Origin of the sequence: Halobacteriovorax marinus SJ, assembly GCF_000210915.2 — a bacterium.
Lineage (GTDB): Bacteria > Bdellovibrionota > Bacteriovoracia > Bacteriovoracales > Bacteriovoracaceae > Halobacteriovorax > Halobacteriovorax marinus.
In genome coordinates this window covers 1,687,268-1,713,779 of sequence record NC_016620.1, presented here as the reverse complement: position 1 = coordinate 1,713,779, position 26,512 = coordinate 1,687,268, and the positions used below count along the sequence as shown (strand labels likewise).

The following is a 26,512-nucleotide window of genomic DNA, read 5'->3' as shown; positions in this document are numbered from 1 at the left end:
ATTCATAGGGAATTTTGGAAAAAAATACAGGCGTGCCTAATAGTTAGACACTTACCTACGCGGATCGATGACTTCTGCAAGTACAGAAACACCCCTACTTTCAAAGACTTCTCTAGCTTCAGGCGTAACACCTCTTAAGAATGCAACCGTAGGATAAAAGCTATCCTCAAGTCCTAGAAATTGAATGATCTCCAGAGTTTCTAATTGTTGATCGAGGATAGTCTTCTTATGTCCAGCGCCAACCCTTGCCTCTCTGGTCGAAATAGGTTCTTTATAGTTTTTAACTTCAACGAATGAGAATTTATTATTCTTCTTGATAACGAGATCAAATTCCTTTGTTTCAAGAAAGTTCTTGGCCTTGGCGATTGCTTGCTCAGGAGTGAGGCCTTCAACGTTTTTAAAGATATTAGGATACTTCTCAATATATGTTGCTACATTATTCTCATTTACGAGGGCCATTTTAGTTGTGAAGGCATTTGAGAGAATAGTATTTACCTCCTGAGCAAGAGGGTCTAATAATTCACGCTCTGTTAGATAAACACCTTGGGCCTGTAAATTTTCAAGCCTAAGTAAAACATCTAACTCTCCAAGATGTCCTTTGTAATTAGTCCAGCCCAAGGCCTCAAGAAATTGCTTTGAATCTGAATTTCTAGGGTCATATTCTTTAGCAAGATCATCTCTAAATTCTGCTAGAGTTTTGAATTCGCGAATCTTCTCTAACTTACTTGGAGAGAGCTCTATTTCGGCAGCGCTTAGTTCAAGATAGAGATCTAGCCTCTCATTGATTCCCTTAGCACTTCTGATATGTGCCACGAGATCAGCACTGGCCTGCTCGTAGAAATTTATAACTTCTAGATTTGAAGGCAGACGATTTTGATTCTGCTCTTTATATTTCTTAGTAAAGTTTTCAATAGATGGTCTCTTATTTAGCATTGAGCTTCTAAAGTTCTCAAAATCTGGAATCTTCATTCCCATGGAGTTTGCACCAGTTAAAATTGGGCCACTCTTAATAGGGTTTCCTCGAATGAAGCCCTGAACTACATCTCTACAGTCTCTTAAATCTCCTTCTGAAGCAATCTTGCGCGTTGAATTTGAAGTATGGGTGCAAGAAAATAGAAGCACTAATAAAATGAATGAGAGATTTTTAAACATTAGACCTACTTATTGAATTTACTTAGGACTTATCGGCTAACTAATAGAAGATATGAAGATAATTAACTAATTTACTCTTTTTTAAGAATCTTTTTAAATATAATTGATCTATAATCTACTTATGAAGTGGTTTTTAGTCGCCCAATTTATTCTCTTCTCTCTATTTACAATAACAAGTATTGAAGAGACGTCTCATTCCCAATCGGCCATTTACGTCGATCAAGTTGAGGCAATTACCCAAGTCCACAGTGATAGGGATGGCCTAAAGACTAAAGCTCCGCTAATTGAGTACCTAGCTCAAGGTTTTGCTGAGCCTCTACTCTTTGTTAAGTTTAATCAATATTACTTAAGTAATATTGTCACCTTTAAGTCCTATTTCTCTCCGAGTATTCTTCCTCGCAGTCCTCCAAAATTAATAAGTTAATTTTTAAAATTTAAAATCTTATTAATTCTATTTGGAGATTATCAATGGAAACAAATGATAAAAAGGAAGTTAAACCTGAATCAACTTCACGTGCAGGTATTTATATTATTGTCTTATTCAGTATTATTACTCTAGTGGGAATGCTGGCCACAGCTTGGGTTGATCATCATTAATGGATAACAAGGAAGGGGTTTTAGTTGACCCCTTCTTTTTTTAAGATCTCACTCAATTGGTCTAAGTTCACAATCCCCTTTCTCGAATAATACATTCGGTCAGTAATCACTTTAAAAACTTCTAACATATTATTTTCAATTGCTCTGCCATCACAGATTCCAAGGGCCATTGCAATGGCTTCATAAGTACAAACGGCACCAGGGGCGGGTGAAGTTCGAAGTCTATAAATAGATTCATTAATAGTGGGTAATTTAACAGAGATGAGATTTTTTAGAGAGCTCTCTCTTCGTTTAAACTTCTTGGCCTGTGCCCATGAGCCATCGGGAACGATAAGAAGAGGTGGTCTCTCAAGTTCATTTAGAAATTCCGTTGTCAATTCTTTAGAATCTTCATCGGGGAAGAGGTATAGTGGAGTGTAATCTTCTTGATTAAAACTCCCCTCTATATCAAGAGGCTTTTCCTGCAGACCTCTAATGTGTATCTGGCAATCGGCAAGCATCTTCTCACAGAAGTAGGCCGTATTGGTTGTCAAAGTCCTCTCTGCTTTGTGCATAACAATACGAATAGGCGTTCTATTTTGCTCTTTAACCAATAGGGAGCAAAAGCAAAGATTTGGATGAATCTTGCAATTGGGACACCTCTTATTTCTATTGGCAAATCTAGAAGACATAAATAACTACTTGTAAAAGTTCAAATGTCTATTACCATATTAAATAACTTTGTGTTAATCGAAAAAAGGAATCGGTATGAAACTAAATTTAGGTTTATTAATTCTAAGAATTTTTGCAGGTCTAACTATGCTTATGGGTCATGGTTGGGGAAAACTTACAAATTTTTCAACTCTTTCTGCGAAATTTCCCGATGTCATTGGACTTGGCTCTCAAGTAAGTCTATCTCTAGCAGTCTTTAGTGAAGTATTCTGTGCAGCTTTTCTTGTCTTAGGACTTCTTACTCGTTGGGTATCAATCCCTCTATTTATAACTATGGCCGTGGCCTTCTTTATTGTTCACGGGGCTGATCCATTTAAGTCTAAAGAATTAGCATTTATGTATATGGGAATTTACGGAGCATTGATCTGTACAGGTGGAGGAGATTTCTCTATCGACCGCTTCATCAAAAAAGCGTAACACCCTCTTAGGGGAGACTTTCTCCCCTATTCTATTTTCTCGTAGACTTCTAGTCCTTTATTAAAATTCAAGATCTGTTTAAAATAAATATTCTTCATTGGCGTAGCAGTGGCCTTGGTAATTTCTCTAGATTTTCCCATATAGATATAGTGAATATAATCAAACCTATTGTCGGCATTTATATCAGGATGAAATCTCTCTTTTGCTTTTAGCTCGTCGAGCGCCTGGGCCAAGAAGCCCATAGTTGCAACAGCGGCCTTCTTAGGATCAGTTAAATTCTCTTTGGTCACGCCATACTTCTTTGCAATCTTAGGCGGCACTTTCTTTATCTGAGTAGGCCCTCTAGAGTTCATGGAAGTATTTGTTCCGTTTCCTTTAGCGATAGCGACTAACCATGGTAGGGCCTCTTTAACATGATAGCGAGAGGACTCTCCAAATTGGGACTCATTGCCAAGAATTCCAAATGCTAGTTTAGATAATTCATTATATTCGTGATCAGTTAAATTATAGAGTTTAGTGATCTCGGATTTTCTTGAATCAATTTCACCCATAAATTGTACGGCCGTCTTTGTTTGATAGTCTTTATTAGTAATAACTGATCTTATCTCTTTTATACTAGTGTCTCTCTTAGAGAAGTTATAAGGCAGATAATCGCTCTTTCTTCCCTTAGTCGTAAAATGTAACTTTCCACCTTTGATTTTGAAGTGGTGATCTCTGTCTTGTGGCAAGATATAGAAGCTTGCTCCGGGAGCGACATTAGATACGTCCACTCCATGATAGGGCCTAACATTACCTCGATCATCCTGAAGATAAAGAACTCCATTTTTTATACTGTGAATAAAGTAATTTCCTGCGCCGCCAAGTTGCTTTTCATCACTTAAGAGTCCTTCTAAATCCATCTTCTGCGAGCTTAATAAATCGCCGTTGGCATCATACTTCTCAAGAGTTTGATCCTCTTTATTTAAAATGAAGAAAACGCCACTCTGGGCATGTTGCTCAAAGGCCTTGATCTTTTCCTTATCAGAGAGAAGATTAAGATTATCTTCTAATTTTGTTATGTCTTCGCGGTTAATCCAATACTCATCATGGATACGAATATCCGCAACAGAAGAGTAATCAATTTTAGGTGGAATTAAACTTAGAGGTTTCTCTCTAAGATACTCAGAACTAGATGGTAGTGCCATGAGCTTTAGCTGATACTTATTAGCACTTTGGAAGACTTCTTCTTCTAATCCTTGAACTCTATTCTTCTTAAGATCATCTGAGAGATCCATTAATGCCTGAGAGTAAAGTAGATTACTCAGATCATCTGTGTAGGCACAGGCCCCTCCAAAGAGTGCACCATTGAAACACTCAGCTCCAAGTTCTATTACGAGCTCTCTATGGAGAGCTTTCATTGTTACTGAAATATCTGATTCAAGTTCATCAATTTTACTCTTAATCTCACTATCAGTTAGAGATCTATTTTCTTTATATGCTCCAGTAAATCTAGAAAGCCTTGAGGAGAGATTCGTTAAGTTTCTGGTGGCACTAGTTGCACCAAATTTATCACTTGCCTTATCTCCTACATAACTCATGAACCATGTAATCGCCGCATCTCTTTCATCGAGACCCGCCTCGGGATTTGTTTCCTTTGCTAGCAATATAAATGCACTCACATCATCATTATAAAATCTTGTGTCTTTATTCCAGTAACTAGCAGACTCCATGGCTTGCATGAGAGAGTCTAAATCTTTTTCGTAGCCATATTGTTTATACATTTGTTGAACGTGCTTTAATTTTGGATCATCTTTATCAATAGACTTGGAGAGTTTAGAGATAGCATCTTCAAGAGATGGCCTACTATGTGAGATGGTCATTCGGGCAAGCTTAAGCGTCGTAAGCTCAAATTGTTTTCCCAAAATATTGCTCTCATCTTTAGCGAGAACATCTTGATAAAAACTTATCGCCTGATCTTCACAAACAGAGTAATCGCTACCTTCTTGGGCCGCTAACGACAAGCTCAATAGAGCTATAATTAATATCTTAATAAATTTCACATCTCTCTCCTGCTCTACTTTACGGAAAGCTTGACACTTTTAGTTAGTTTATTGTCAAAAAAGTATTAAATATCGGTTACTTAGATAAAGTAGTGGAAGCCTCGCGCAATGACGAAACAAGAAAGTTTATCTACATTTCCCTCCTCAAGCTAGGAGTATTCATGAACGTAAGTAAAATTCTCATCTCATTTCTATTTTCTCTAACCGCTTTCTCTGCTGTTTGGCATGCTGACAATAGCTGGACACCTCAATATGAAAGTGAGTATTCGAAATGGATGACGAGCCAAGCTGTTCACGCCAGAATCTTTGTAGATAAGAATTCAAAATATTATGGTCTAAGAGCTGATTGCGCGGATGCGGCCTATGCTATGAGAGCAATTTTTAGTTTTGAAAACTCACTTCCTTTTGCCATTAGTAATCCATCTGGAGGAAGAGCTAGTCAGACCCTTACTAATGCAACAAATGCCTTTGATAAATATAGAGACTCTCACAAGAGAGTTGTCGCCTTCTTAGATTATCTTGGTGAAAGTGTTGGGACAGAGAATCTTTCAAGATTAGATACATACCCAGTGGCCCTAAAAAGTATTAGACCGGCGACTCTCTACACTTATAAAATTAAGGGAAGATTTGGTAAGGTCATTCGTCATGCTTATACAATTAAAAATATTCAATCGACGGGAAGCTTTGATTTAATCTATTCAACTCAAGCGATTAAAAAAGATAACCTTCCTATGAATTATAGAAAGGGAAAAGAATTAGTAAATCTTCCACAAACTGTCTGGGGCTTTAGAAGATTTAAATGGCCGAGCACTCTTGCTAACTCAAATACAACACTCGCTTCACACTTTTCTTATAGTGAAGAGCAGTACTCGCTGGCCAGAGAGCTTGGAAGCAATGAATTCTTCTCTTACGTAAAAGACTTATTAAAGACTGAGAACGAAACTCCTAATTCAATTATTAAAAGAGTCTTAGATAACGCTTGTGCTGAGGCTGTGGCCCGTATTGATTACGTTAATCAAGGTGTTGCCTACAATCTTTCTAGAAATGGAAAGTGCATGAATTACACTGACTACGATATCTACTCAACTCCAGCAAGAGATAAAGCCCTTAAGGCCTCTTTTGAAGCTCTCGTTTACAATTGGAAGAAAGTTGGTAGTAAAGTTTCAGATAATCATCTCGCAATGCTGGTTGAAAGTATTGTGAACCCTACTTACGTGGATAGAGATCTCGTAACTGAGTATTGCCCAATCAAAGTGGAAGGTCTAAAGACATATAATCTGGCCGAGATCTGGGAGAGAGTACAGTCGGGTGCTCTATCTTCACATCCAAATGACTCTCTCGCCGCGAGATGGGGAGTGCCTGGTGTAAGAACGTCTTGCAAGGTCTGGTACTAAATATTGGCACCTTAGGGCCTTTAAATAAAAAGAGAGGAAGGGTCTAATCTATTGATTATATGACCCTTTCCTTATTTTAACCTAATTTACTCAAGTTTATGGCCTAAATAGGCGATAATATTCATATGAGTACAAGAAAGAGCTTTCTTATTTCTGCATTAATTCTAGGCTTCTGTGGTCTAGGCACACCTCTATTGGCAAATGAGCAAGAGGCCGTGGAGTATCAGAACTATGATCAAGTCAATGATCAACGAGATCAATTAGAAAAGCTCTTAGAAATTCCAGAGGTCGGCCAGATCTATGAGAAATGTAATCAAGTCAAAGCAAATGTTGATCCAAACCTAGATGTATCTAAGTGTATCTGGGAGGGCGACAATGCAAATGGAATTACAGGAGTCAAAGACCAAGAAGGAATTAAAGAAAAGATAACTTCTTCTCTAAGTGAATTAGACGATAAGAAAAATACTAAATATGAATCTGTAAACGTTCTCCCTACCAATAAGAAAATTTCTAATGCTCAGAAAAAATTAGAAGAGTATTACTACAAGAGTATGAAAGAAAAGATTTTTGGTGAGGGTGAGTCTATGAAAAATAGTGACGGCACTTTCAAAGTGATTGATCACTCACGCTTTAATAGTATCTATCAAAATCAATTAACAAATAATATCCTAACCGCCATTAGTTCTTTTTGTATTGAAGCAAAAATGATGGGAACTGGTGAGAATGCATTTCCCCTACTCTCAAATACTCAATCAAAGAGAGAGAGCCAGAGAAAAGAAAATATCAAAAAACTTGGCGACAAGGGCAACGGAGAAAAGTCTGGAGCGCAAATACAGTCAGAGAGCTGGCAGAGCTGCTTTATCAATGCACAATATGTTTGTCATGGCGGAACGAAAACAACTAAGAATAAAGAGACCGGTGATTACGATAAAATTACTGCTAAGTCTGTTTTTGGTTACAAAGAAGATTGTTCAAGCATAAGTGATACGGATAAGAAGAAAAAGTGTGAGGAAACAAAGAAAGACTATAACTACTCTAAGGGAAGAGCGTGTGAGCTTACCAATTATCTCAAAGTGGCCAGACAAAATCTAAAGGCGGTAGAGAAAATTGATCAAGGCTATCAGGAAATCGCTAAGACAGGAGGACTCGCCGTAGCTGCAACTGGAGAGAAATTAAACCCTAACCAAAACCTTATTAAGAATGTCAGCACTGATGATAAATTAGATGAAATCACTGCTGTAACTTCTAATGAGTTTGTAAACGACTCTAAATTCTCTGAAGGTGTAAATGAAGACTTGGCGGAACTTGAGAGCTGTATAGCTAAAGATCCTGATACTGGTGAGTATATTCTCGCACCCAATGCCCAGGAGTCTTGTAAGAAGTACTTAAATACAAATCGTGAAGAAGTTGATCGCATTAAATCAGAATATGCCCTAAGACTTAGAGGTCTAAGTGAGAAGGCCAATCTAATTGATAAAGAGAGCGATGATACTAAAGGTGTAGAATCCTTCTTAAAAGATCAAGGCTACACTGAAGATCAAATTGGTCAAACCATTGAAGCCAATACAGACATTAAGAAATTAAAAGCGCAGATAATTGCACGATACGAAAATGAAAAAGAAGCACTCATTGAGAGTATGAATAAGAGAATGGAAGAGACTGCCTCGACTAATAATGGAGTGATTGACACTAGCGCTGGAAGCAAAGATATTAAAAAATTAGAGAAGATTCACAAAGAGCTCTCTTCTAAAACTGAACAATATGCTCAACTAATTCATTTCAATAATATTGTCGCTGGTTTCCTTGAAGTTGGTGAAGATCAAGAAAATGCAAGAAGAAACACTGCTTCTATCTCTCGAGAAGTTGAAAATAGTGCCTTTAGTGAAGATAACCTTCAGGCCAATCCAGAGTTCGCCAATACTTATATTAATCAAAATGAAAATATTCAAAAATCACTTGAGGCCAATCAAGTTGATCTCTCCAGCGGTTCTAAAAGGGCCGGCAATACTGAGGGTGCTGTTCTTGGCGTAGATAAGATAAATAACGTTATTCTTAACTACGATGAAGAATCAGGGAACTAAGTTTAGTCTCTAAACCAAGCGCCATACTTTCCAGACTTGTATAACTTGAAACTTTAAGATTTTAGAGTAAAATTTTTCTTTTACCCCGTAATAGAAGGATTACAATATGAATTACTACAGCGATGAAAACGACTGGCAATGGCTCTTTAGAAACGGGATTGATTGGGACAAGATTATTCCTCTGTACTACAAAAGCTTCCCTACAGAAGATGGTTTCAATTCAAAAGAAGAAGTCATTAGTTTTTTCGAAGAAATTTTACAAAATACTGGAGAGTGGACAGGTAATGCTGTTGCACAAAGGGCAGCGCAACTTGATAAAGAGGGAGCCGGTACTGTTGTTGATGGCAGAACGATTCCTGGAGAAGCCTTAAGCGCACTCTACAAAGAGGCCATCGAATTAGATGCCATAGGTCTCCCCTTTCCTGCCGAATTAGGCGGTCTAGGAGCTCCATCTACAATTACTTTAATGCTCTTAGCTCAACTCTCTAGAGCATGTCTGGCCAGTTCTACTCAAATGGCGTTCTTCACTTCTATTGGTGAGATGATCCATAGATTCTGTGATGAAGAGACGGCCCAGCGCTTAGTTCCAATGATTGCTCGTGGCGAGATCTCAGGTTCAATGTGTTTGACTGAGCCTGGTTGTGGGTCAGACCTTGGGATGATTAAGACAAGTGCGACACCTACTGAAGACGGAAAATACCTCTTAAATGGTTCTAAAATATTCATCACTAATGGTGGTGGCGGTCTAGGTTTTGTTCTAGCGAGAATCAAGGGAGATAAAGAAGGTCTGGCAGGAATTTCAATGTTCCTATGCGAGCAGAATATCCCTGAGAAAGAAGGACTCAACTATAGCATTGCTAAAAACGAAGAAAAGATGGGAATGCATGGCTCATTCACAACCGAGGTTGTTTACGAGAATTCTGTGGCCACACTTGTAGGAGAAGCTGGCAAGGGATTTAAGTATATGCTCCACTTAATGAACGAAGCTCGCATTGCCGTTGGAATGCAGGCCCTAGGTACAATTGAGGGCTCTATTGGATACGCTATAAGCTACGCCAGTGAGCGTGAGCAATTTGGAAAGCCTCTAACAGAGCTTCCACTAATGAAGAGAAACCTAGAGGACTTTACTACTGAGAGAGATGCTCTTAGGGCCCTTCTAGTAGATACAATTTCTCACTACGATATTTTCCAAAGACTAGACTTAAAGAAGCAGAAGTCAGGAGACCTAAGCAAGGAAGAGGAAGAACTACTAAAAGAATCTTCTCTATGGACAAGAAAGAGAACTCCACTCGTTAAATACTATGCTTGTGAGCAAGCTACACTTCTCTCACAAAGGGCAATTCAAGTCCTAGGTGGTTATGGCTTCATGGAAGAGTATCCAGTTGAGAGATACCACAGAGATAGTTTTGGACCTCTGCTCTATGAAGGGACCTCTCAGATTCAGGCCCTCATGGCGCTTAAAGATATTATGAAGTACGCGATGAAAGATCCGAAGAGATTCTTTAGCAATGTACTATTTAAACATCCAAGCAAAGAGCTTTTAAATGGATCTAGTACTCAAGAGAAGGCCTTTAGCTCTACTCACTATAAGTTCAAAAAGAATATGGTTAAACTCTTAGTGAAGTGCTTAAGACCAGATATTGGAGAACTATTTAATCCTAAATCTTGGGCCAGCGATGAGAATATCTCAGAGCTAATGGAGCATGCTGAAACGCTTTGTCAGGCGCTAAGCTACATGGAGACGGCGAGAGTTCTCTGTGAACACGCCAATAAAGATGAGAGCAGAAAAGATTTATTCTTTAGATATCAAAAACTCATCCTTCCTCGTCTTGAGGCCATCTACACAGATTGGTCAATTCGATAAAATAAAAGGGAGGTCTAAGCCTCCCTTTTTTTATTTAAGAATTTCTCGTTTTTACTTTCTACTTACAATCATCTAGAGCACGCTCTATTGAATAAGTTGGAGTGTATGAACCTAAGTAAGTTCTATAAGAGATCTCTACACAAGAAAAAGAATTTCTAGGCATTTCTGCAACTTTATCAAGTGATCTTTCAATAGAGTAAGTTGGTGTATAAGACTTGATATAAGCACTGTAAACGAGCTCTAAGAGTTCACTCTTACCTCTGAAGTTTTGGTTTTCTGTCTTATCGATGGCGCGCTCAAATGAGTACTTTGGAGTGTAGCTTTGTACGTAGATCTCATAAACAAATTGAACTAATTCAATATCAGTGATTCTCTTACATGCTTCTCTTGCGTAACGAAGGGCCGAAGCACTAGAGTAAGTTGTCTCGTAAACTTCAATAGCAAATTCGAGACAATTATTAGAGCTACCTCTACCATTAAGTTTCTTTACAATATCACTTAGGTCTCTTTGAACATCACGAAGCTCTTGATTAGATAGATCAGTATCCTGAGCAATATTTTGAATCCTTGATGCTAGTCTAAGAATATTTCCGACATATTCTCCCCTAGAATTTGCAAAAACAGTTGAAGTCAGTAATAGGCCTGCAATGATTAAGATTTTTTTCATGTTCTCTCCCTTTAGTAATATTAATGAATATTACAGAGGAGGAATCTATCGTAAAGCGCGTGTAAGTAAATTAAAGAATTGATTTTAGAATTTGCGAGAATTCTTCTTGGCGACCACTCTCTTCACAGGCCTCAACTTCACTAATAACAGAGACAGATCCAAGAAAAGTTGAATCTTTACTAGTAGTTACAATATCGTAAGCAACACTTTTATAGGATTTATAACCACTCACCTCTTGCTGATCGTCAGAATTGAGCTCTGCGTATTTCAGTATCAATCTGTCACTACTTGAATCAATTCTAGAGAATTGTGTATAGATTCGGTCCTGCCCATTTGAATCCATATAGAAGGCCAGGGGCGCATCACCACCCAAAATAGCAGGACAAACTTGCTTTAGTGGTCCGTGCACATCAGTGACAACTTCTTTATAGTAGTAATCTGTGCTCAGAGAATCAAAGACAATTGGATCGGATAGTCTTAAAGAAGATACAGTCGTCTCTAGCTCTTTATCAAATTTTTCATTGCTACAAGAGTTTGAAGAAAGCTGAAAAGTTGCCTTTTTATTTTTTACACTTGAGTGCCAATAGCTTCTCTTAGAACGAAGAGCATTACAGATCCTCAGAGCAATTGTTTGAGAGTTACTATCTAGCACACTCATCTCTTGGCTGAACTCTTCTCCAATACTGGCAATTGAGCGCTCTTTCTTACCATGATGACTTCCGCAACTACTTAAAGTAAGTAAAAGCGATAGTGATAAGAAATTTATTTTATTCAAGGTATTCATCTTAGAACTTATCGGATATTTATAGTCAGAGTTTATAAAAATTGAGAAATTTTAATATTTAAAGAGGTTAGCACCATAAGTAGCGGAAATAACGTTATATTCACAGGTCAATTAGGGTCATATTCTAGCGTCACTACCGCTGATCAAAGCGTTACGCTCTATAGTGAGTACTTCGATGAGAAGTGTCACTCCAGTGCCGGTGCGATTTCTGAGACAGATTATAATTATATTCAAGGCTGCGAAGTCCTAGAGAGACTTAAAATAGATAGTCCCTTCACTATTTTTGAAGTTGGCTATGGTGTAGGTTTAGGAGCTCTAAGAACTTTTGAACTTAGCCGTCATAAACAGCCAGCACAAATTTCTTTTATAAGCTGTGAGCTAGATGAAGAGTTAGTAAAATGGACTATTCAAAATCAAAAACATCCACTTATTCAATCTCTAGAAAAAGTTCTAATTGATGGAGAGATCTACTATCAAAGTAAGCTTGATCATTTTACACTTACAATTATCATTGGTGATATTAGAGAGAAGTTTTCAAAGGCAATGCACGACCTTGCCACTGCGCCACTTATGGCCATCTACCAAGATGCTTTTTCTCCTAAGAAAAACCCTAGCCTCTGGACTAAGGAGTGGTTCACTGAACTCAAAGAGCACTCTGATGAAAGGTGTATACTTAGCACTTACTCTGCTGCAATGGGCGTACGAAAAGCTCTCATGGAAGCCAATTGGAATGTCTTTAGACGCGAAGGTTACGGAGAAAAAAGATCAACTACTATTGCCAGAAGTGATCTTCCAATGAAAGAGCAATTTAGAGACAATATCTTACGCTCTCCAGACCTATGTCTTGAAGATAAATTAATCTTTTCTTATAGATAAATATTTTAATCACGAGTAAAATAATCTTAGATATATTATCTAGGAGAAATCGTGTCTCAAGTAATTCTCATTGAAGAAAATGAAAATTTAAGGGATCTTCTGGCCATAAATTTAAAAACCTATGTAGGGAGCGAGGTTATTCCACGCTCAAGTGCTTCCGAGGCCATTGATCTCATCAATATTTTACCCAATGTCGATCTTATCATCACTCAAAATGAAGTTGGTGATGAGAAAACAGCGCAAGTTCTCTTTGAATACTTAAAAGAGAATGATTCTGAAATTTCTATGATAGTTAATGGAGCCTTTAATCATGTTGATGAAGAAAAGCTCATTGTTATTCCCGAGGAAAAAGATTGGGAAAAAATTATAGCCACGGCTGCTCAAGTTCTAGGAGTGAGTGTTGAGTCTCTTGAAAAGAGAGTGTTACCAGAGTTTATTCCTATTGAAATACGCTATTTCCTTCCACTAGATTCGTCTTGTTGTGATGTCTTTATTCGTATTAAGAAATCTGCCACAGAATATCAATTCATAAAGAGGATTCATGCAGGAGATAATTACTCTAGATCTCTAGTTGATAAGTATATCGAACAAGGCCTCAATTTCTTCTATATTCCTAAAGAGTTTCAAAATAATTTTACAAATTATGTTTCTGATCACCTTTGTCAAAAACTAGATGAAGATAATTTTAAGAATATAGATCAAAAGATTGAAGTCATAGCTCAGAGTTATGATATTGCACTCAAAGAAATTAAAAACCTCGGCTTTAATAGTGCTACAATTCAGCTAACTGATAGCATTGTAAAGAGTATGATTTCTGCATCCAAAAACTCTCCTGAAGTTAATAACGTGCTACATAAAGTTATTAATTCAAAGAGTGGCTATCTCTATCAGCATGGACATATGACCTCGATCGTTGCCAATGAGATTGCAAAGAATTTAGGAATAGACCAAGAGTTGATTACTCTTAGACTCGCCTATGCTAGCTTCTTTAAAGATATTACTTTTGTGGATAATGAAGACTTAGCAAAGATCGCTAGTTTTGAGACGCTTGAAAAAGCAAATCTAAATGAAGAGGATTGGGACCTTGTCTTCAATCACGCCCTAGACGGTGCCCTTCTTATTAGAAAGCATCCTGAAGCGCCCATCGATGTAGATACAATTATTAAAAATCATCATGGAACAACAAACGGTAAAGGTTTCTCTACCGGAACAATTGATAAGCTTCCACTTGAGTCAAAGATATTTATAGTTGCTTGTGAATTCGTAAGAGAATTATTAGACTTTAAAGAAAAAGGCGGCAAGCCCCATCCTATCGTAGATGAGCTCTATAAGACATATTCATCAAAAGATATGGTGAGAGTAATCAAGGCCCTTGAATCAACTTTAAGAAGTAAAGCAGTTAAGAAATGAGTACCCCATTTAAAAATAGTAGAATAACAGAGCTCTTCTCGATTCAGTACCCTATTATACAAGCAGGCATGGTCTATTGCTCAGGTGCAAAGCTAGCAGCGGCCAGTGCCAATGCTGGATGTCTTGGAATAATTGGAGCTGGCAGTATGAGACCAGACCTTCTCGATCAACAAATCAAGAAGGCGCAGAGTCTCACTAATAATTCCCTAGCAGTCAATATTCCTCTACTTTATAAGTATGCTAATGAACATATTGAGATCGCTCTTAAAAATGGTATAAAGATTTTCTTCACTAGTGCCGGAAGTCCTAAGAAGTACACTCAATATTTAAAAGAAAAGGGCTGCATTGTTGTCCACGTCACAAGCTCCCCAGAGCTTGCACTTAAGTGTCAACAGGCGGGAGTGGACGCCGTTGTAGCAGAGGGCTTTGAAGCCGGTGGACACAATGGAAGAGATGAGATCACGACGATGAGTCTAATCCCACAAGTGGTAAAGGCGGTAGATATTCCCATAATTGCAGCTGGAGGCATCTCCAGTGGTCAATCAATACTAGCGACACTCGCTCTGGGTGCAGACGCTGTGCAAATTGGATCTCGCTTCGCTTGTACACAGGAGTCCTCTGCTCATATAAATTTTAAAAACGCTATCATGGCGGCTAAGTCTGGAGATACTTCTCTTTCGATGAAAGAACTTGTACCTGTGCGGTTATTGAAGAATCCATTCTATGAAAAAGTACTGCAACTAGAAAAGAGCTGCGCTTCCAAAGAGGCCTTTATTCAACTACTAGGAACAGGTAGGGCCAGAGATGGAATGCTTGAGGGTGATATGGTTGAGGGTGAACTTGAAATTGGACAAGTGAGTGCACTCATTGACGATATACCAAGTGTAGCGCAATTAGTGGACAGACTTTTAAATGAGTACCGCACTACTCTTGAAAAGTTTTAATTCTCTTTACTCTTAAACTTCTTAAGTGAGGCAAGTAGTAAGTTAATATTAACTTTTGCTTTTTTAGAAATAATACAAGCATAACTAAACTCATCTCTAAAACGAGAGACTGAGTAGAATGGAGTATTAAGGCTTTTGAAATAGTATTTTAAAACTCTCTCTGAACTTACAATAATTTCAACTCTTCCCAATTGTAAAAATCTCAATAATTTCTCATGACTTTTTAGATCATGTCTTCCAACTCGATCTATTAGTTTTTCAATTTCGGGGTGATAAGAAAAGCCCTTAATGGTTCCTATTTTACTAACGATCTCTTCAGTACTTTCAATGCGAGAATGCTCTTTTGTGAGAGTGTATAAGAGATTGGCATCATCAAAAATCCCTTCGCTCCAATAGAACTCATCAGGATTAGACACCCAAGACTTATTTGAATTGCAATAAATATCAACTGCGCCTTTTTTAAGAAGCTCCTCTAATCTTATTCTTGGAGTGTGAACCATTGTGTATTTTAATCCAAGCTCTTTAGAGATAAATTTGGCCAAATCTAAGAGTAGCCCACCGGTAGCTTCTTTATTCCTATCTACAATAATATAGGGAGGAGAGTTATGATCTCCATAGGCAAAGCGCAGCTCATTGGACTTAGCGAGCGGCATTGAAAAAAGTAATAATAGAGCAAAGAGCTTCATAATAAAGATAATAACACCAATTCTACTCTCTCAAGTTTATAAATAAATTCTGCCTAGTACATATATCCTAATTCTCTAAAGATAGCGATTATTCTATCGTGGTTTTAGGCAGTTATATAAGTAAAAATTCCACCAGGTAGAGACTTTTAAGCTCTTGGCCGATAAAAGGTGCTCTATGACAAAACTTCTAGAAGTCGGTCCACACCGCCACATTAATGGTGACTCAACTATTGGGTCAAATTATGAATCTATCATGCAGGGAGAGAAGGCGCAGATGCTCTACGCAGACCCACCCTACTGCCTCTTAGTTCGAAGAAATAAGAAGACTGGCGCGCTCAGAGACCCTAAGAAAGCTAAGATTAACCACGAAGCCGTGACTCGCTATGAAAACACTAAGGCCTATAAGTACTTTACTCGCAACTGGCTTTCAGAAGCTGTTAAGCATATCAGTGAGGATGGTACTTTAGTTATTTGGACAAATTACTTAGGAATAAAACCTATTAAAGATGTCGCTCTAGAACTAGGATATGAGCACTTCTATGGTGAGTTTCTCTGGGGAAAACTAGCTAAGGAAACCAATAGTGGTAATGAGACCAACGTAAGACTCTATGAGGTTGCTCTTGTTTTTTCAAAAATCCCAAAGAAAGAGCTCTCAAACTCTGACCTTCCACTTCAGTGGTCAATTATAACTAAGTACGACGAAGAAGGAGAGGCCACAAAATGGGATAATCATCCTAATCATAAACCTTTCTCATCTCTTGAGCCGTTGATTAGAAACTTTACTCGTCCAGGGGACAGAGTCCTAGATCCCTTCACAGGGAGTGGATCAACTCCGGCCGCTTGTATTCAGCTAGGGAGAAAGATTTCAGGTATTGAGCTTAGAGAGCACTGGGCAGATATATCCCAGAGAAGAATAGCGGAGCTAGCAAAGAGCTAGCCCCAGTTTTATTTTAGTAATTCCCTTGTTGTAAGGCCTTAATTCTTACGTCAAGTGGAGGGTGAGATCTAAAGAGAAATGCAAGGCTCGACTTACTAGAAATTTTCATACTAGCAAAGGCCTTATCACTATCTTCAGCGTCCGCAATTTCTAATGTTCTTTGCAGTCCTTGAAGGGCGGCAATCATTTTTTGCTTTCCTGCTAATTGTGCACCACCGGCATCAGCTCTAAATTCTCTCCATCTTGAAAACCAAGCAACAATCGGAGCGGCAGCGATACCAAAGATAATATCTAAGACGATTGTCACACCGATACGTGCAAACATACCAAGGCCACCACGACCTTCTTCATCTCTCATGGCATTATCAATTGCAAAGGCCACAACTCTTGAGAAGAACATAACAAATGCGTTCACAATCCCTTGTACTAGAGACATTGTAATCATATCTCCATTGGCAATGTGAGCAACTTCATGTCCTAGAACACCTTCAACTTCGTCTTGATTCATATTGCGAAGTAGACCTGTAGAAACGGCCACGAGAGCATTATTTCGACTTGGACCTGTAGCGAAGGCATTAACCTCTGGGCTATCATAGATACCTACTTCAGGCATTTTTGAAATATTAGCTTTCTTAGCAAGTCTGTGAACAGTTCTTACTAACTCACCATACTGACTATTCTCGTCAACTATCTTCACCCCCATGGCCATCTTTGCCATGAATTTAGACATCATCAATGAGATTAATGAACCAACCGATCCCCAGATTAAACAGAAGATTAATAGTGACTGGTAATTTAGACCGGTCCCCTGAAGGTATGGCTGAACATTGAAAATACTTAGAACAATATTAACCATAAATATGACTAATAAATTCGTAAGAATAAATAAACCAATTCGTAACATAAATTTCCTCTCTTAAAGTTTATAGCTCTATTTTGGGCCTTTAATAACCGTTGTCAAGAAAAGGCGGTACGAGTTTGCGATAAGTTTACAATTCAGTGAATAAAAACAAGAAATGCTTAAAGAAAAGCAGCTAAGTACCGATAGAGCTTAGGTAGAATAACCTCTATATATAAGATAAAAATGATCCATATCCACAAATCTAAATTAAGTATTAATGAGCTCGTTTGGAACGGACTTATTTTTATTGCCGTTTTTCTTACGGCATTAGAAGCTCCATTTAGCTTTACTTATAAGACGAATATACAAACGTGGCAATTGTGGTCTGACTCTATTATATCAACGATTTTTATCACTGATGTCATTTATCAATTTAGAGAGCGCTATTTTAAAATTCATAGGCATGGTCAAAAACCAAAGAGTAATGGAACACTTTGGTGGTCACTCATAACAATCGATATTATGGCCTCTATTCCCTACGACGTTATTAGCTATGGCTTCGATCTTCATGGCTACCAATTCTTTGGACTTCTAAGGCTACTAAGACTTGTGAGAGTCGCTAGACTCTATGCTTTAATGAGTAACCTCGCTCTAGTGCCTAAGGCCCTGCGTGTAAGCATGCTCTTTTGTGTTTCTATAATGGTTATTCACTGGATTGCCTGTGGATGGTCAATGATTCATCCAACTCTAGAGAGAGATATTACAGCTCACTATATAAAATCTCTCTACTGGGCAGTGACAACTCTAACAACTATTGGTTACGGTGACATCACTCCAACAACAACAATTGGACGACTCTACACAATGCCAATAATGGTCTTAGGTGTTGGTGTTTATGGTTTCGTTATTGCCAATGTCACTCGCCTATTTACGACAGCTGATAGATACAAAGAAAAATCAAAAGAGAGACTTGGTGATGTCGCTACTTTTATGAAGTACTACAATATTCCTGAGAGATTGCAGACTCAAGTTTTTGGATATTATAATCATCTCTTGAATAAGAGACTCACAGAAAATGATACAACAATTATTGCAGACCTTCCTCTTGCTCTTCAACATGAATTGCAAACATATATGAATATGAGGCTCATTAGAACTGTACCAGTTTTTAAAAATTGTTCGCACTCGTGTCTAAAAGATGTTGCGAGGGCACTTGAACAAAAGTCTTATTCACCTGGACAAAATATTATTCGTATTGGTGAGACAGGTAATGAAATGTTTATGATTGGACATGGAACAGTGGACGTTATTTTTAGTGACGGCACTGTTGTAGCGACTTTGCACGAAGGGCAGATTTTTGGAGAAGCAGCCCTTATGCGTGAGACTACTAGAAATGCAGACGTAAGGGCCCAGAACTACTGTGACCTCTACATACTCAATAAAGAAGATTTCACAAAGATAATCATCAAGCACCCAGACCTGCTAGAGAGCATGCAGAAAGTGACTACTCGTCGCTCAAGTGACAGGCGCAAAGCAGCATAATCACAACTCTAACACATATTGACTAACAAAAACTCTAAATAGCCGCTATAATGATAGCGTTTAAAAGGAGTTAAAATGTTAAATCCACAAATTGCTAATGAAGTTATCGCCTACGCTATTTCCCAAGGCGCTGACTTTGCAGAAATCTTTGTTGAAAAACACAATTCAGTTAACCTCAGTGTTCTAAGCTCTAAAGTGCATGAAATTAAATCAGGCATAGATTTTGGAATTGGTGTTCGTCTTATTTATGGAACAAAAGTTCTCTATGGATACACTAATAAAGCTGACAAAGAAGAGTTATTAAGAATTACAAAGGCCCTAGCGGCTCAAGATAGAAGAGATCCTATTGCCACTTCGACAGCTCTCAATTTCATTAAAACTGTTGATCATCACCAAGCTCAGAAAGGTCTTAGAAATGACCCTATTAGCATGGAAGAGAAGATTCAGTACTTACTTAAAATCGATGCTGCAGCAAGAAGTCAATCTGATAAGATTTCTCAAGTCACTTGTGGTGTTCTTCAAAGACTTCAAGATATTGAAATTTTCAATTCAGAGGGTCTTCATATTGGAGATACCAGAAATTACACGCGCCTTATGGCCAATGCCGTTGCCACTGATGGTAGTGAGCAAAGTACAGGTTATGAAGCGCCTGGTGCTCTCTGTGGTTGGGAGTTAGTCGATAGAATTAATCCAAATCAGATGGGTGAATTAGTTGCTAAGCAAGCAATGATTAAGCTTAAGGCCGACGAATGTCCTGCGGGGAAAATGCCTGTCGTTATTGATAACGGTTTTGGTGGAGTGATCTTCCATGAAGCCTGCGGTCACCTACTTGAGACAACATCAGTACAAAAGAAAGCCTCCGTCTTCTGGGACAAGATGCAGGAGGAGATTGCTCACACTGCAGTTAGTGCAGTTGACGATGGGACAATGGAAAACTACTGGGGATCAATTAATATTGACGACGAAGGTATGGAAACTCAAAAGACACAACTTATTAAAGACGGAAAACTAACGAGCTTTCTCGTAGATAAAGTTGGCGCCATGAAGACAGGTTATGAGAGAACTGGCTCAGGAAGAAGACAGAGCTATAAATATGCTCCTGCTTCAAGAATGAGAAATACTTATATCGAAGCTGGTGAACACTCACTTGACGATATTATCGCGACTATCGACAACGGTGTTTACTGCAAGAAAATGGGCGGAGGTTCAGTTAAACCTGGAACAGGTGAATTCAATTTCTCTGCTCAAGAGAGTTATCTCATAAAGAATGGAAAAATTGATAGACCTCTAAAAGGTGCCACACTTATAGGTACAGGTCCGGATGTTCTTAAGAAGATCAGTATGGTTGGTAATAACTTTGAGCTCGCTGCAGGAATGTGTGGCTCTGTCTCGGGAGCCGTTCCAACAACTGTGGGACAAGCTGCTTTAAAAGTAGATGAAATCCTAGTGGGAGGAAAAGCGTAATGGAGATGCAAACCTTAGAAAAAATAATTGATATTGCTCTTAAAAATGGTGCTGAACAAGCTGACATCGTTGTAGATGCTGGTGAGAGTATCGGAGTCAAAGCAGAGGGTGGAGAGATTTCATCATATGAAGTTTCTGGCTCTCAGGTCTTAGGACTTAGAGTTATCAAGGATAATAAAATTGGAAGCTCTTATTGTGAGGCTACAGACGATGAAACAATAGAAGTTCTCGTAAAGCAGGCCCTAGACAACGCGAAGTTTTCTAAAGAAGAAGAGCTAGAGAAAATAGAAGTTCAAAGAAAAGAAATCATGGATGGTACACGAGACTTTAAATACGATAGTGATCGCGCTCGTCCAGAAGAGCTTATTGATATGGCCCTAAGAATTGAAAGAGACTTAATGGCCAAAGATAAGAATCTTAAAACACCTCCATATAATGGCGTAGGTGAATATATTGATCAAAGACTCTATCTCAATCACTTAGGAACAAAGTGTATTGAAAAGAGTAAGGCCTACGCTTGTTATACAGCGGCTCTACTTGAAAGAGATAATAAGCAGAGTATGTACGTTCATCAGTCGCTTAGTAGAAAGTTAGCTGATCTTAGTCCAGATGACTGCATTAATATTTCTTACGAGCACGCCAATGGACTAATTGAGGGGACGGCGCTTAAGACAGGTCATTATGACATCGTCTTTTCAACTGATAAATTAGCTCAATTTCTAAATGTATTCTCTACTCTCTTTTCTGCGAAATCAGCAATCAATGATATGAATCCGTGGAAGAATAAATTAAATGAGTCTGTGGCCAGTGACTTCTTAACGATTACGGACGCTCCACTTCTTGAAAGAGGTTTTGCTTACTCTCTCTTTGACGGAGAAGGAAATACAACAAGTGATACAACATTAATTGAAAATGGTGTTTTGAAAAATTTCTACCACAACTCATATACTTCAAAGAAGCTCGGACACGAGAATACTTTCAATGCAACGAGATCCCCAAAGTCCTCTCTAGGAGTTGGTGGAACAAATAAGCTTATCAAACCGGTAGAGTCTGATGATTCAAGCTTTGATAAAGGTACTTACTTTGAAATCATCTCTGAGCAGGGAATGTACTCAGGATCTGATGCTATCTCTGGTGATTTTTCATTCGCAGCTAGTGGTTACTTAGTAGAAAATGGACAGAGAGTTAGGCCAATTAAAGGTGTGACTGTCTCTGGTAATTTCTATCAAGTAATCAAAGAAATTTCTAATATTGGTCACAATGTTCAGAGTAATACGAGTGCGACTTTCTTCTCTCCATTGATTAGATTCTCATCACTAAGTGTGGCCGGCGAATAATCTATTGCTTAAGGTTTCAATCCCCCCTATCATATAATTATGAATATAAATGATAGGGGTTTTTCTTTAGTCCAAGTACTTATTTCATCAGGTCTTCTAGGTGCTGCTGCACTTGTTGGTATCAAGATGATGGCCAATCAAGAGAAGATGGCCAAGAGTATTAATCAAAAGTATGAAATGGCCTATATTCATGAAGAGATCTGGCGTGCTCTTCAAGATGTAAACAATTGTGAAGCTACATTTGCGGGAAAGACACTTGAAGAAGTCACTAGTGGAAAGACTCGCTTCATAAGAAAGAAAACCTCTAAAGCCGATATCAATCTCTATAGAGAAATTTATAAGCGCTACTCTATGGACCAAGATCTCTATGGTGTTGAGAATCTAAGAATCATTTCTTACGTTGGAAATCGACGTGAGAGCGCCGAGCCTACTTTTGACTTAGCTATAAGGTTTGATAAGGGCGAAAACTCTTATGGAAGCCGCTTTGTAACGAAGACTATCCCTGTGATTTATAGTACTAGGTCCTCTAAGATTCAAAATTGTAATGCCCTCCCCTTAGGAGAAAGTGCCAGTGACTCACTTTTGGCCGAAGTGGATAATTCTCTAAAGATTGAAAACAATCTAGGAATTAATACTCCTGCTAAAAAAGATATCGCCCTCGATATAGCAAACGCCCTAAGCTTCTCAGAAGATCAAGAGCAAAATGAATGTAATCAAGATATGGCAGGTAGGATTCGCTACGACAAGAGTATTGAGAATCTACTTCTTTGTAATGGTGAGAAATGGCTAACTTGGGGAGCAGATAGTATAGACTGGTCAGTCTTCACTAAAGTTGAGGTAAGCCCTTCTAAAACTGAGAGTCGACCTTTGGGGCTATACCGAGTCTGTGCACTGGGAAAGGCCACAGATGTTCCCCACACTCAATGCAGACTAAGAGGAAGCGGAGCAAGTCTTAAAACACCAGCTGCGTGGGAATTAAATGTGGCCAAGACGGACATAGGGAGTTGTACATTCTTATGTTTCAAGTAAATAATCAAAAAGGATTTTCGGGCCTAAACCTCATGGTGGGAGTTTTCTTCTTAGGCCTAGTCGTCTTCTTAGTTATGCATACAATTAAAAAGCAGGCCGACTCTTTAAACGACTTGACGGCAGAGGCAGAAATAGAAGTCTTTCTAGGTGACTTGAAGAGACAACTCTCCTCTGCAAAGAATTGCAATGCAACTCTATCTAAGATCCAAACAAATAATGGTCAAATTACTTCGATGAAATTTTATAAAGGTGATGAACTTATCGAACAATTTGCCCTTCATACAACCATAGGTGCAAGTAAGACAAAGATCTTAAAATACTCTACGAGCATCTATAATAATTTCGACGAAGATATCGCAGAGCTTGGAATGATTAATCTTATTATAGAGCTTCAAAAAGATATAGAGAGCCAAAGTGCTGCCAAGGTAAGTAGAAGTATTAAACTCTATATAAGAGAGCGTGAAGGTAGAATTGAAGAATGTGCTTTTGGGGGTCTCCCAAAGGGTGAAACAATTCAAGTACAAGAAAGTTTTGGTACAAGGCTCTCCTCTCCTTTTATTGGGGTTAATACAAGTGAAATGAAGACGAGCCTAAATATTGGAGGAAATCTTCAGCTTACTCCAAGCGATACATCTTGTTCTCAGGAAAATATTGGGGCCATACAATTTAGTAGTGTACGCAAACAATTTGAGCAATGTAAGAGAGACCTTACGTGGAAGAGAGTCCATCGATGAAGCTTCTAAATAATAAAGGCTCTATCATTATTCAAGCACTGATCTCCATTGCTATTTTTAGTGTAGTTAGTGCATCAATAATTCGACTACTGCAGATGCAAAATAATTTATCTGCTAAAACTACAGAACAATTTGAGATGATCTACTTTGTTGATGAAATTAGAAATATTCTCTCTGACCCTAATGCATGTAAAGAAACTTTCACTTCAAAGAATGCACGTCGAGATATGAGTGCGACAAGTATAAATCAAGTTATTGAAGATGAATTTGGAGAAATTTACTCTTTTGAAATATTCTCAAAGGGAAGTATTATAAAGAGATCAGAGTTTTGGACCTTAACTCTTTCCAATCTCTATCTCCAAAGTGATGACCAAGAATCATCGATTGATTTTGGAACAACGTTCTTGCATTTAGAAGTTGAATTTAAAGACCTTAGAAATAATCGTACACACCTCTTAAAGAGAAGAGTTAAGATATTTGCTTCCATTGATAATGCTGAGAAAATTCAAACTTGCTACTCTAATAGAGGTATTGGTCTTGGTAAGGATATTTCAAAGAAAACCTCTCCATGGAATAGAACTCCCGATACCAAGGGTCACTACATTAATCAAAGAAATCTCTCTATTAAAACACAGAAAAATAGTGCTTCTATTAATATTGGAGGGAGCTTTAGAGTTGGTGATCTAGACTCTTCATGTTTAAAGGAAATTGTCGGTGCCATTAGGTATAACCCAAATAGCGATAAGCTAGAAGTTTGCAGTGAGAGAAATTATATTTGGCGCGAATTAAATGAGCCCATTGCATTTCAAGAAAGAACGTATGCCCTAAGGGCGACACTCCCAATTAAGCTAGCCACAACACCTAGGCCATTTAAATACTGCTCAATTACTTATAAGAATTACGACACTGGTACGTGCTCTCTTGAAAGGTTGGAAGATGGAAAGTGGAGACTAACCCACGAGAGTTCCAAGTCTAATTTCGGGTCTTGTGAAGCGACTTGCTACCAATAAAAAAGGCCCTCTAAAAGGGCCTCACTTTTTTATTCTTGATTTTTTACCACTGCAATAGCTGCATCAATCATCTCTTGTCTCTTCTGCGGATCTTTCCATCTCGCTTGAGCTTCAGCTGATAATTTATGAATTGGATCAAAGTAAGTGAATAACTCACCTGGCTTTACATGAGGGGCCTTCCAAACTGAGATCCCATTTTCTTCATCGTAGTACTCATACGAGGCCACATGGCGCTTTCCACCACCACCAGGAAGGTCACAAACAAATGTTGGAGTATTAAATCCAGCAGTTGTTCCCCTAACCGCTTTTTCAAGCTCTTCGGCTTCTTTAAGAGTCGTTCTAAAGTGTTCACATCCAGGAACCATATCGTGCATATACACATAGTATGGTTGAATATTTAAATAACCTACCTGTCTTGTTAAAAGAACCATTTCATCTACATGGTTATTAACTCCCTCTTGAAGAACTGCTTGGTTTCTTACCACAATCCCCGCTTGAAAAAGTCTATCCATGGCCATTTGAGACCATTTCGTAATTTCTTTAGCGCATGAGAAGTGAGTATGGATAACAACTTGTTTTCCAAATGAGCGTCCTAGCTTATGAATATCTTGGACTGCTTCAAACCAATCATCATCAGTTAAAACTTTTTGAGGAAAAATTGCGACACCTTTAGTAGCGAGACGTATTCTTCTAATATGTGGAATTCTAAGTAGGTTCTCACCAATGTAGCGAATCTGTTTTGGCGTAAGCATGAATGCATCACCACCAGAAACAACCACGTCCTCAACTTTTGGATGATTACTTAAATATTCAAAGACATCATCCCATTTCTTTTGATTGGCACCATAAGTCTCTTTCTCAATAGACTCAGTTGAGCCACCAATAATCCTAGAGCGCGTACAATAAGAACAGTAAACAGGACAGATTGTTGTTGGAAGAAAAAGAACCTTATCAGGATATCTATGCGTAAGCATTGGCACAGGTGAATCAACATCTTCACCTAGTGAATCAGATTGATAGTAAGGATGATCCTCTAAGAACTGACTTCCCATTGGAAGGAATTGCTTTCTAAGTGGACAACTAAGTGGGTCCCTCCAATCAATTAGGGCAAAGATATAAGGAGTAATTCTGATATTCATTGGAGTAATCTTTTGACCGGCCTTAATATCATCCATATGTTCCTTAGAGATTTTAGACCCTAGAACCTTCTCTACTTGCTCAACTTTTCTGATTGAGTTCTTTAACTGCCACTTATGGTCAGCAAACTCTCCCCTAGAAACATCGGCCCACGCTGGGATCTCTTTCCAAAAATCATCATTTCTAAAATTACGGTGCTCCAACTCTCTAATCTTGGAGTGATCAACTTCAGACATCTAAACTTCCTTTATTAATTTTCTTATCAATTTTGATTATCTTTATCTTAACATGGGTGTAAACACCTAAAAAAGGGCAACTTTATTCTTACATCCGTCAAAAAAGCCTAAAAACTACTCCAGTATGTTTTAAATTGATTTCACTAAAATACTTACATCTCAGAGGTAAGATTTGTTTGAATAGGCATACAAACCTGAAGTAATTATTCAAGTATATCCAATTAAAGTGCCTCTCCTTTTATGACGATAAAAAATTAGGAGAATAAATGTCAGACGATAACGCAGCTAAGAATTTACAGTATATGGAAGTTTCAGACCAAAGAGGCTTAGGCTCACTCGCCGACTCATCTCCAAGCGAAAACTCAGACCTCTATGGAGGATATCTTTCAAAGAATATCTCTCTCTTTGGAAAATGTGTGATTGGTTTTATGCTATTAAGTTTTGTTGTTTCATTTCTGTTTCTAATATTTAGCTACACTCCATATGGCACAGAGTTTTTAAGAGAATTAAAGTTTCAAATTATCTAGGTCTAGGTATACCCCAAACGCTTAGAATCGATTTTTCGTATATTCAGCTATTTACATTCAAATAATTTCATATAATATAAATTATACGAAGTTACT

Annotated in this window: 25 protein-coding genes; 17 read left to right on the top strand and 8 right to left on the bottom strand. The window is 38.2% G+C overall.

What is annotated here, in order from left to right; all coding sequences use genetic code 11:
- Positions 1-51: 51 nt before the first annotated feature.
- A complete protein-coding gene (locus BMS_RS08200; RefSeq protein ID WP_014244342.1) occupies positions 52-1,152 on the bottom strand; it encodes a hypothetical protein in 1,101 nt (366 codons plus the stop codon).
- Positions 1,153-1,273: 121 nt separating this feature from the next.
- On the opposite strand from BMS_RS08200, the gene BMS_RS08195 reads away from it, so the two are divergent.
- Together BMS_RS08195 and BMS_RS17920 are read left to right on the top strand one after the other, a co-directional pair.
- Positions 1,274-1,576 (top strand): hypothetical protein, encoded by a 303-nt coding sequence (locus BMS_RS08195; RefSeq protein ID WP_014244341.1) that lies wholly within the window; start codon positions 1,274-1,276, stop codon positions 1,574-1,576.
- A 44-nt stretch (positions 1,577-1,620) separates the two neighbouring features.
- A complete protein-coding gene (locus BMS_RS17920) occupies positions 1,621-1,749 on the top strand; it encodes a hypothetical protein (RefSeq protein WP_267890239.1) in 129 nt (42 codons plus the stop codon).
- A gap of 20 nt (positions 1,750-1,769) precedes the next feature.
- On the opposite strand, the gene BMS_RS08190 is transcribed toward BMS_RS17920, so the two are convergent.
- Complete coding sequence (locus tag BMS_RS08190; RefSeq protein ID WP_014244340.1) at positions 1,770-2,420, bottom strand: tRNA-uridine aminocarboxypropyltransferase; 651 nt, start codon at positions 2,418-2,420, stop codon at positions 1,770-1,772.
- A 76-nt stretch (positions 2,421-2,496) separates the two neighbouring features.
- On the opposite strand from BMS_RS08190, the gene BMS_RS08185 reads away from it, so the two are divergent.
- Positions 2,497-2,877, top strand: a complete 381-nt coding sequence (locus tag BMS_RS08185; RefSeq protein ID WP_014244339.1) for a DoxX family protein — start codon at positions 2,497-2,499, stop codon at positions 2,875-2,877.
- A 26-nt stretch (positions 2,878-2,903) separates the two neighbouring features.
- Here BMS_RS08185 and BMS_RS08180 read toward each other — a convergent pair whose 3' ends face one another.
- On the bottom strand, positions 2,904-4,916 hold the full coding sequence (locus BMS_RS08180) for a hypothetical protein (protein ID WP_014244338.1): 2,013 nt from the start codon (positions 4,914-4,916) through the stop codon (positions 2,904-2,906).
- A gap of 161 nt (positions 4,917-5,077) precedes the next feature.
- On the opposite strand from BMS_RS08180, the gene BMS_RS08175 reads away from it, so the two are divergent.
- From BMS_RS08175 to BMS_RS08165, 3 genes are all read left to right on the top strand, one after another.
- A complete protein-coding gene (locus tag BMS_RS08175) occupies positions 5,078-6,310 on the top strand; it encodes a hypothetical protein (protein WP_014244337.1) in 1,233 nt (410 codons plus the stop codon).
- A gap of 125 nt (positions 6,311-6,435) precedes the next feature.
- The gene (locus BMS_RS08170; RefSeq protein ID WP_014244336.1) at positions 6,436-8,391 is read left to right on the top strand and encodes a hypothetical protein; all 1,956 of its coding nucleotides are present in this window, start codon (positions 6,436-6,438) and stop codon (positions 8,389-8,391) included.
- 106 nt (positions 8,392-8,497) lie between these two features.
- Positions 8,498-10,255 (top strand): acyl-CoA dehydrogenase family protein, encoded by a 1,758-nt coding sequence (locus BMS_RS08165; protein ID WP_014244335.1) that lies wholly within the window; start codon positions 8,498-8,500, stop codon positions 10,253-10,255.
- A gap of 58 nt (positions 10,256-10,313) precedes the next feature.
- On the opposite strand, the gene BMS_RS08160 is transcribed toward BMS_RS08165, so the two are convergent.
- Both BMS_RS08160 and BMS_RS08155 read right to left on the bottom strand, forming a co-directional pair.
- A complete protein-coding gene (locus tag BMS_RS08160) occupies positions 10,314-10,922 on the bottom strand; it encodes a hypothetical protein (RefSeq protein WP_014244334.1) in 609 nt (202 codons plus the stop codon).
- Between the two features lie 70 nt (positions 10,923-10,992).
- Positions 10,993-11,706 carry a hypothetical protein gene (locus tag BMS_RS08155; RefSeq protein WP_014244333.1) on the bottom strand — a complete coding sequence of 238 codons (714 nt, stop codon included), beginning with the start codon at positions 11,704-11,706 and terminating at the stop codon, positions 10,993-10,995.
- 48 nt (positions 11,707-11,754) lie between these two features.
- On the opposite strand from BMS_RS08155, the gene mnmD reads away from it, so the two are divergent.
- Genes mnmD through BMS_RS08140 form a run of 3 tightly spaced genes read left to right on the top strand, consistent with a single transcriptional unit; the run spans position 11,755 to position 14,936 of the window.
- Positions 11,755-12,582 (top strand): tRNA (5-methylaminomethyl-2-thiouridine)(34)-methyltransferase MnmD, encoded by an 828-nt coding sequence (gene mnmD / locus BMS_RS17490; protein ID WP_083885968.1) that lies wholly within the window; start codon positions 11,755-11,757, stop codon positions 12,580-12,582.
- 51 nt (positions 12,583-12,633) lie between these two features.
- Entirely contained in the window at positions 12,634-13,992 is a 1,359-nt protein-coding gene (locus tag BMS_RS08145; RefSeq protein WP_014244331.1) for an HD domain-containing phosphohydrolase, read from the top strand.
- On the top strand, positions 13,989-14,936 hold the full coding sequence (locus tag BMS_RS08140; protein ID WP_014244330.1) for an NAD(P)H-dependent flavin oxidoreductase: 948 nt from the start codon (positions 13,989-13,991) through the stop codon (positions 14,934-14,936). Before BMS_RS08145 ends, BMS_RS08140 begins: the two co-directional genes overlap by 4 nt.
- Here the strand turns inward: BMS_RS08140 and BMS_RS08135 are convergent.
- Complete coding sequence (locus BMS_RS08135; RefSeq protein WP_044557425.1) at positions 14,933-15,622, bottom strand: substrate-binding periplasmic protein; 690 nt, start codon at positions 15,620-15,622, stop codon at positions 14,933-14,935. The genes BMS_RS08140 and BMS_RS08135 overlap by 4 nt on opposite strands.
- Positions 15,623-15,797: 175 nt before the next feature.
- Here BMS_RS08135 and BMS_RS08130 point away from each other — a divergent pair, with 175 nt between their 5' ends.
- Positions 15,798-16,559, top strand: coding sequence for a DNA-methyltransferase (locus tag BMS_RS08130; RefSeq protein ID WP_044557424.1), 762 nt, complete (start codon positions 15,798-15,800; stop codon positions 16,557-16,559).
- 13 nt (positions 16,560-16,572) lie between these two features.
- Here BMS_RS08130 and htpX read toward each other — a convergent pair whose 3' ends face one another.
- On the bottom strand, positions 16,573-17,463 hold the full coding sequence (gene htpX, locus BMS_RS08125; protein WP_014244327.1) for a protease HtpX: 891 nt from the start codon (positions 17,461-17,463) through the stop codon (positions 16,573-16,575).
- Between the two features lie 180 nt (positions 17,464-17,643).
- Here htpX and BMS_RS08120 point away from each other — a divergent pair, with 180 nt between their 5' ends.
- The 6 genes from BMS_RS08120 to BMS_RS08095 all read left to right on the top strand — a co-directional run bounded on the left by BMS_RS08120 (position 17,644) and on the right by BMS_RS08095 (position 24,516).
- On the top strand, positions 17,644-18,942 hold the full coding sequence (locus BMS_RS08120; protein WP_014244326.1) for a cyclic nucleotide-gated ion channel: 1,299 nt from the start codon (positions 17,644-17,646) through the stop codon (positions 18,940-18,942).
- A gap of 75 nt (positions 18,943-19,017) precedes the next feature.
- Positions 19,018-20,406, top strand: coding sequence for a TldD/PmbA family protein (locus BMS_RS08115; protein WP_014244325.1), 1,389 nt, complete (start codon positions 19,018-19,020; stop codon positions 20,404-20,406).
- A complete protein-coding gene (locus BMS_RS08110) occupies positions 20,406-21,743 on the top strand; it encodes a TldD/PmbA family protein (protein WP_014244324.1) in 1,338 nt (445 codons plus the stop codon). The genes BMS_RS08115 and BMS_RS08110 overlap by 1 nt, the downstream gene beginning before the upstream one ends.
- Positions 21,744-21,782: 39 nt before the next feature.
- A complete protein-coding gene (locus BMS_RS08105) occupies positions 21,783-22,772 on the top strand; it encodes a type IV pilus modification PilV family protein (RefSeq protein ID WP_014244323.1) in 990 nt (329 codons plus the stop codon).
- On the top strand, positions 22,760-23,506 hold the full coding sequence (locus tag BMS_RS08100) for a hypothetical protein (protein ID WP_014244322.1): 747 nt from the start codon (positions 22,760-22,762) through the stop codon (positions 23,504-23,506). Before BMS_RS08105 ends, BMS_RS08100 begins: the two co-directional genes overlap by 13 nt.
- Complete coding sequence (locus BMS_RS08095) at positions 23,503-24,516, top strand: hypothetical protein (RefSeq protein ID WP_014244321.1); 1,014 nt, start codon at positions 23,503-23,505, stop codon at positions 24,514-24,516. Before BMS_RS08100 ends, BMS_RS08095 begins: the two co-directional genes overlap by 4 nt.
- A 29-nt stretch (positions 24,517-24,545) precedes the next feature.
- Here the strand turns inward: BMS_RS08095 and BMS_RS08090 are convergent, their stop codons facing one another.
- Complete coding sequence (locus BMS_RS08090) at positions 24,546-25,889, bottom strand: KamA family radical SAM protein (protein WP_014244320.1); 1,344 nt, start codon at positions 25,887-25,889, stop codon at positions 24,546-24,548.
- Positions 25,890-26,155: 266 nt separating this feature from the next.
- Between BMS_RS08090 and BMS_RS08085 the strand changes: the two genes are divergently transcribed.
- Positions 26,156-26,416 (top strand): hypothetical protein, encoded by a 261-nt coding sequence (locus BMS_RS08085; protein ID WP_014244319.1) that lies wholly within the window; start codon positions 26,156-26,158, stop codon positions 26,414-26,416.
- The last annotated feature ends 96 nt before the right edge of the window (positions 26,417-26,512 follow it).

Bases quoted from the DNA above. Each gene is read 5' to 3' on its own strand.
- BMS_RS08200 (WP_014244342.1), bottom strand. From the start codon at position 1,152: ATGTTTAAAAATCTCTCATTCATTTTATTAGTGCTTCTATTTTCTTGC.
- BMS_RS08195 (WP_014244341.1), top strand. From the start codon at position 1,274: ATGAAGTGGTTTTTAGTCGCCCAATTTATTCTCTTCTCTCTATTTACA.
- BMS_RS17920 (WP_267890239.1), top strand. From the start codon at position 1,621: ATGGAAACAAATGATAAAAAGGAAGTTAAACCTGAATCAACTTCACGT.
- BMS_RS08190 (WP_014244340.1), bottom strand. From the start codon at position 2,420: ATGTCTTCTAGATTTGCCAATAGAAATAAGAGGTGTCCCAATTGCAAG.
- BMS_RS08185 (WP_014244339.1), top strand. From the start codon at position 2,497: ATGAAACTAAATTTAGGTTTATTAATTCTAAGAATTTTTGCAGGTCTA.
- BMS_RS08175 (WP_014244337.1), top strand. From the start codon at position 5,078: ATGAACGTAAGTAAAATTCTCATCTCATTTCTATTTTCTCTAACCGCT.
- BMS_RS08170 (WP_014244336.1), top strand. From the start codon at position 6,436: ATGAGTACAAGAAAGAGCTTTCTTATTTCTGCATTAATTCTAGGCTTC.
- BMS_RS08165 (WP_014244335.1), top strand. From the start codon at position 8,498: ATGAATTACTACAGCGATGAAAACGACTGGCAATGGCTCTTTAGAAAC.
- BMS_RS08160 (WP_014244334.1), bottom strand. From the start codon at position 10,922: ATGAAAAAAATCTTAATCATTGCAGGCCTATTACTGACTTCAACTGTT.
- BMS_RS08155 (WP_014244333.1), bottom strand. From the start codon at position 11,706: ATGAATACCTTGAATAAAATAAATTTCTTATCACTATCGCTTTTACTT.
- BMS_RS08140 (WP_014244330.1), top strand. From the start codon at position 13,989: ATGAGTACCCCATTTAAAAATAGTAGAATAACAGAGCTCTTCTCGATT.
- BMS_RS08135 (WP_044557425.1), bottom strand. From the start codon at position 15,622: ATGAAGCTCTTTGCTCTATTATTACTTTTTTCAATGCCGCTCGCTAAG.
- BMS_RS08130 (WP_044557424.1), top strand. From the start codon at position 15,798: ATGACAAAACTTCTAGAAGTCGGTCCACACCGCCACATTAATGGTGAC.
- htpX (WP_014244327.1), bottom strand. From the start codon at position 17,463: ATGTTACGAATTGGTTTATTTATTCTTACGAATTTATTAGTCATATTT.
- BMS_RS08120 (WP_014244326.1), top strand. From the start codon at position 17,644: ATGATCCATATCCACAAATCTAAATTAAGTATTAATGAGCTCGTTTGG.
- BMS_RS08115 (WP_014244325.1), top strand. From the start codon at position 19,018: ATGTTAAATCCACAAATTGCTAATGAAGTTATCGCCTACGCTATTTCC.
- BMS_RS08110 (WP_014244324.1), top strand. From the start codon at position 20,406: ATGGAGATGCAAACCTTAGAAAAAATAATTGATATTGCTCTTAAAAAT.
- BMS_RS08105 (WP_014244323.1), top strand. From the start codon at position 21,783: ATGAATATAAATGATAGGGGTTTTTCTTTAGTCCAAGTACTTATTTCA.
- BMS_RS08100 (WP_014244322.1), top strand. From the start codon at position 22,760: ATGTTTCAAGTAAATAATCAAAAAGGATTTTCGGGCCTAAACCTCATG.
- BMS_RS08095 (WP_014244321.1), top strand. From the start codon at position 23,503: ATGAAGCTTCTAAATAATAAAGGCTCTATCATTATTCAAGCACTGATC.
- BMS_RS08090 (WP_014244320.1), bottom strand. From the start codon at position 25,889: ATGTCTGAAGTTGATCACTCCAAGATTAGAGAGTTGGAGCACCGTAAT.
- BMS_RS08085 (WP_014244319.1), top strand. From the start codon at position 26,156: ATGTCAGACGATAACGCAGCTAAGAATTTACAGTATATGGAAGTTTCA.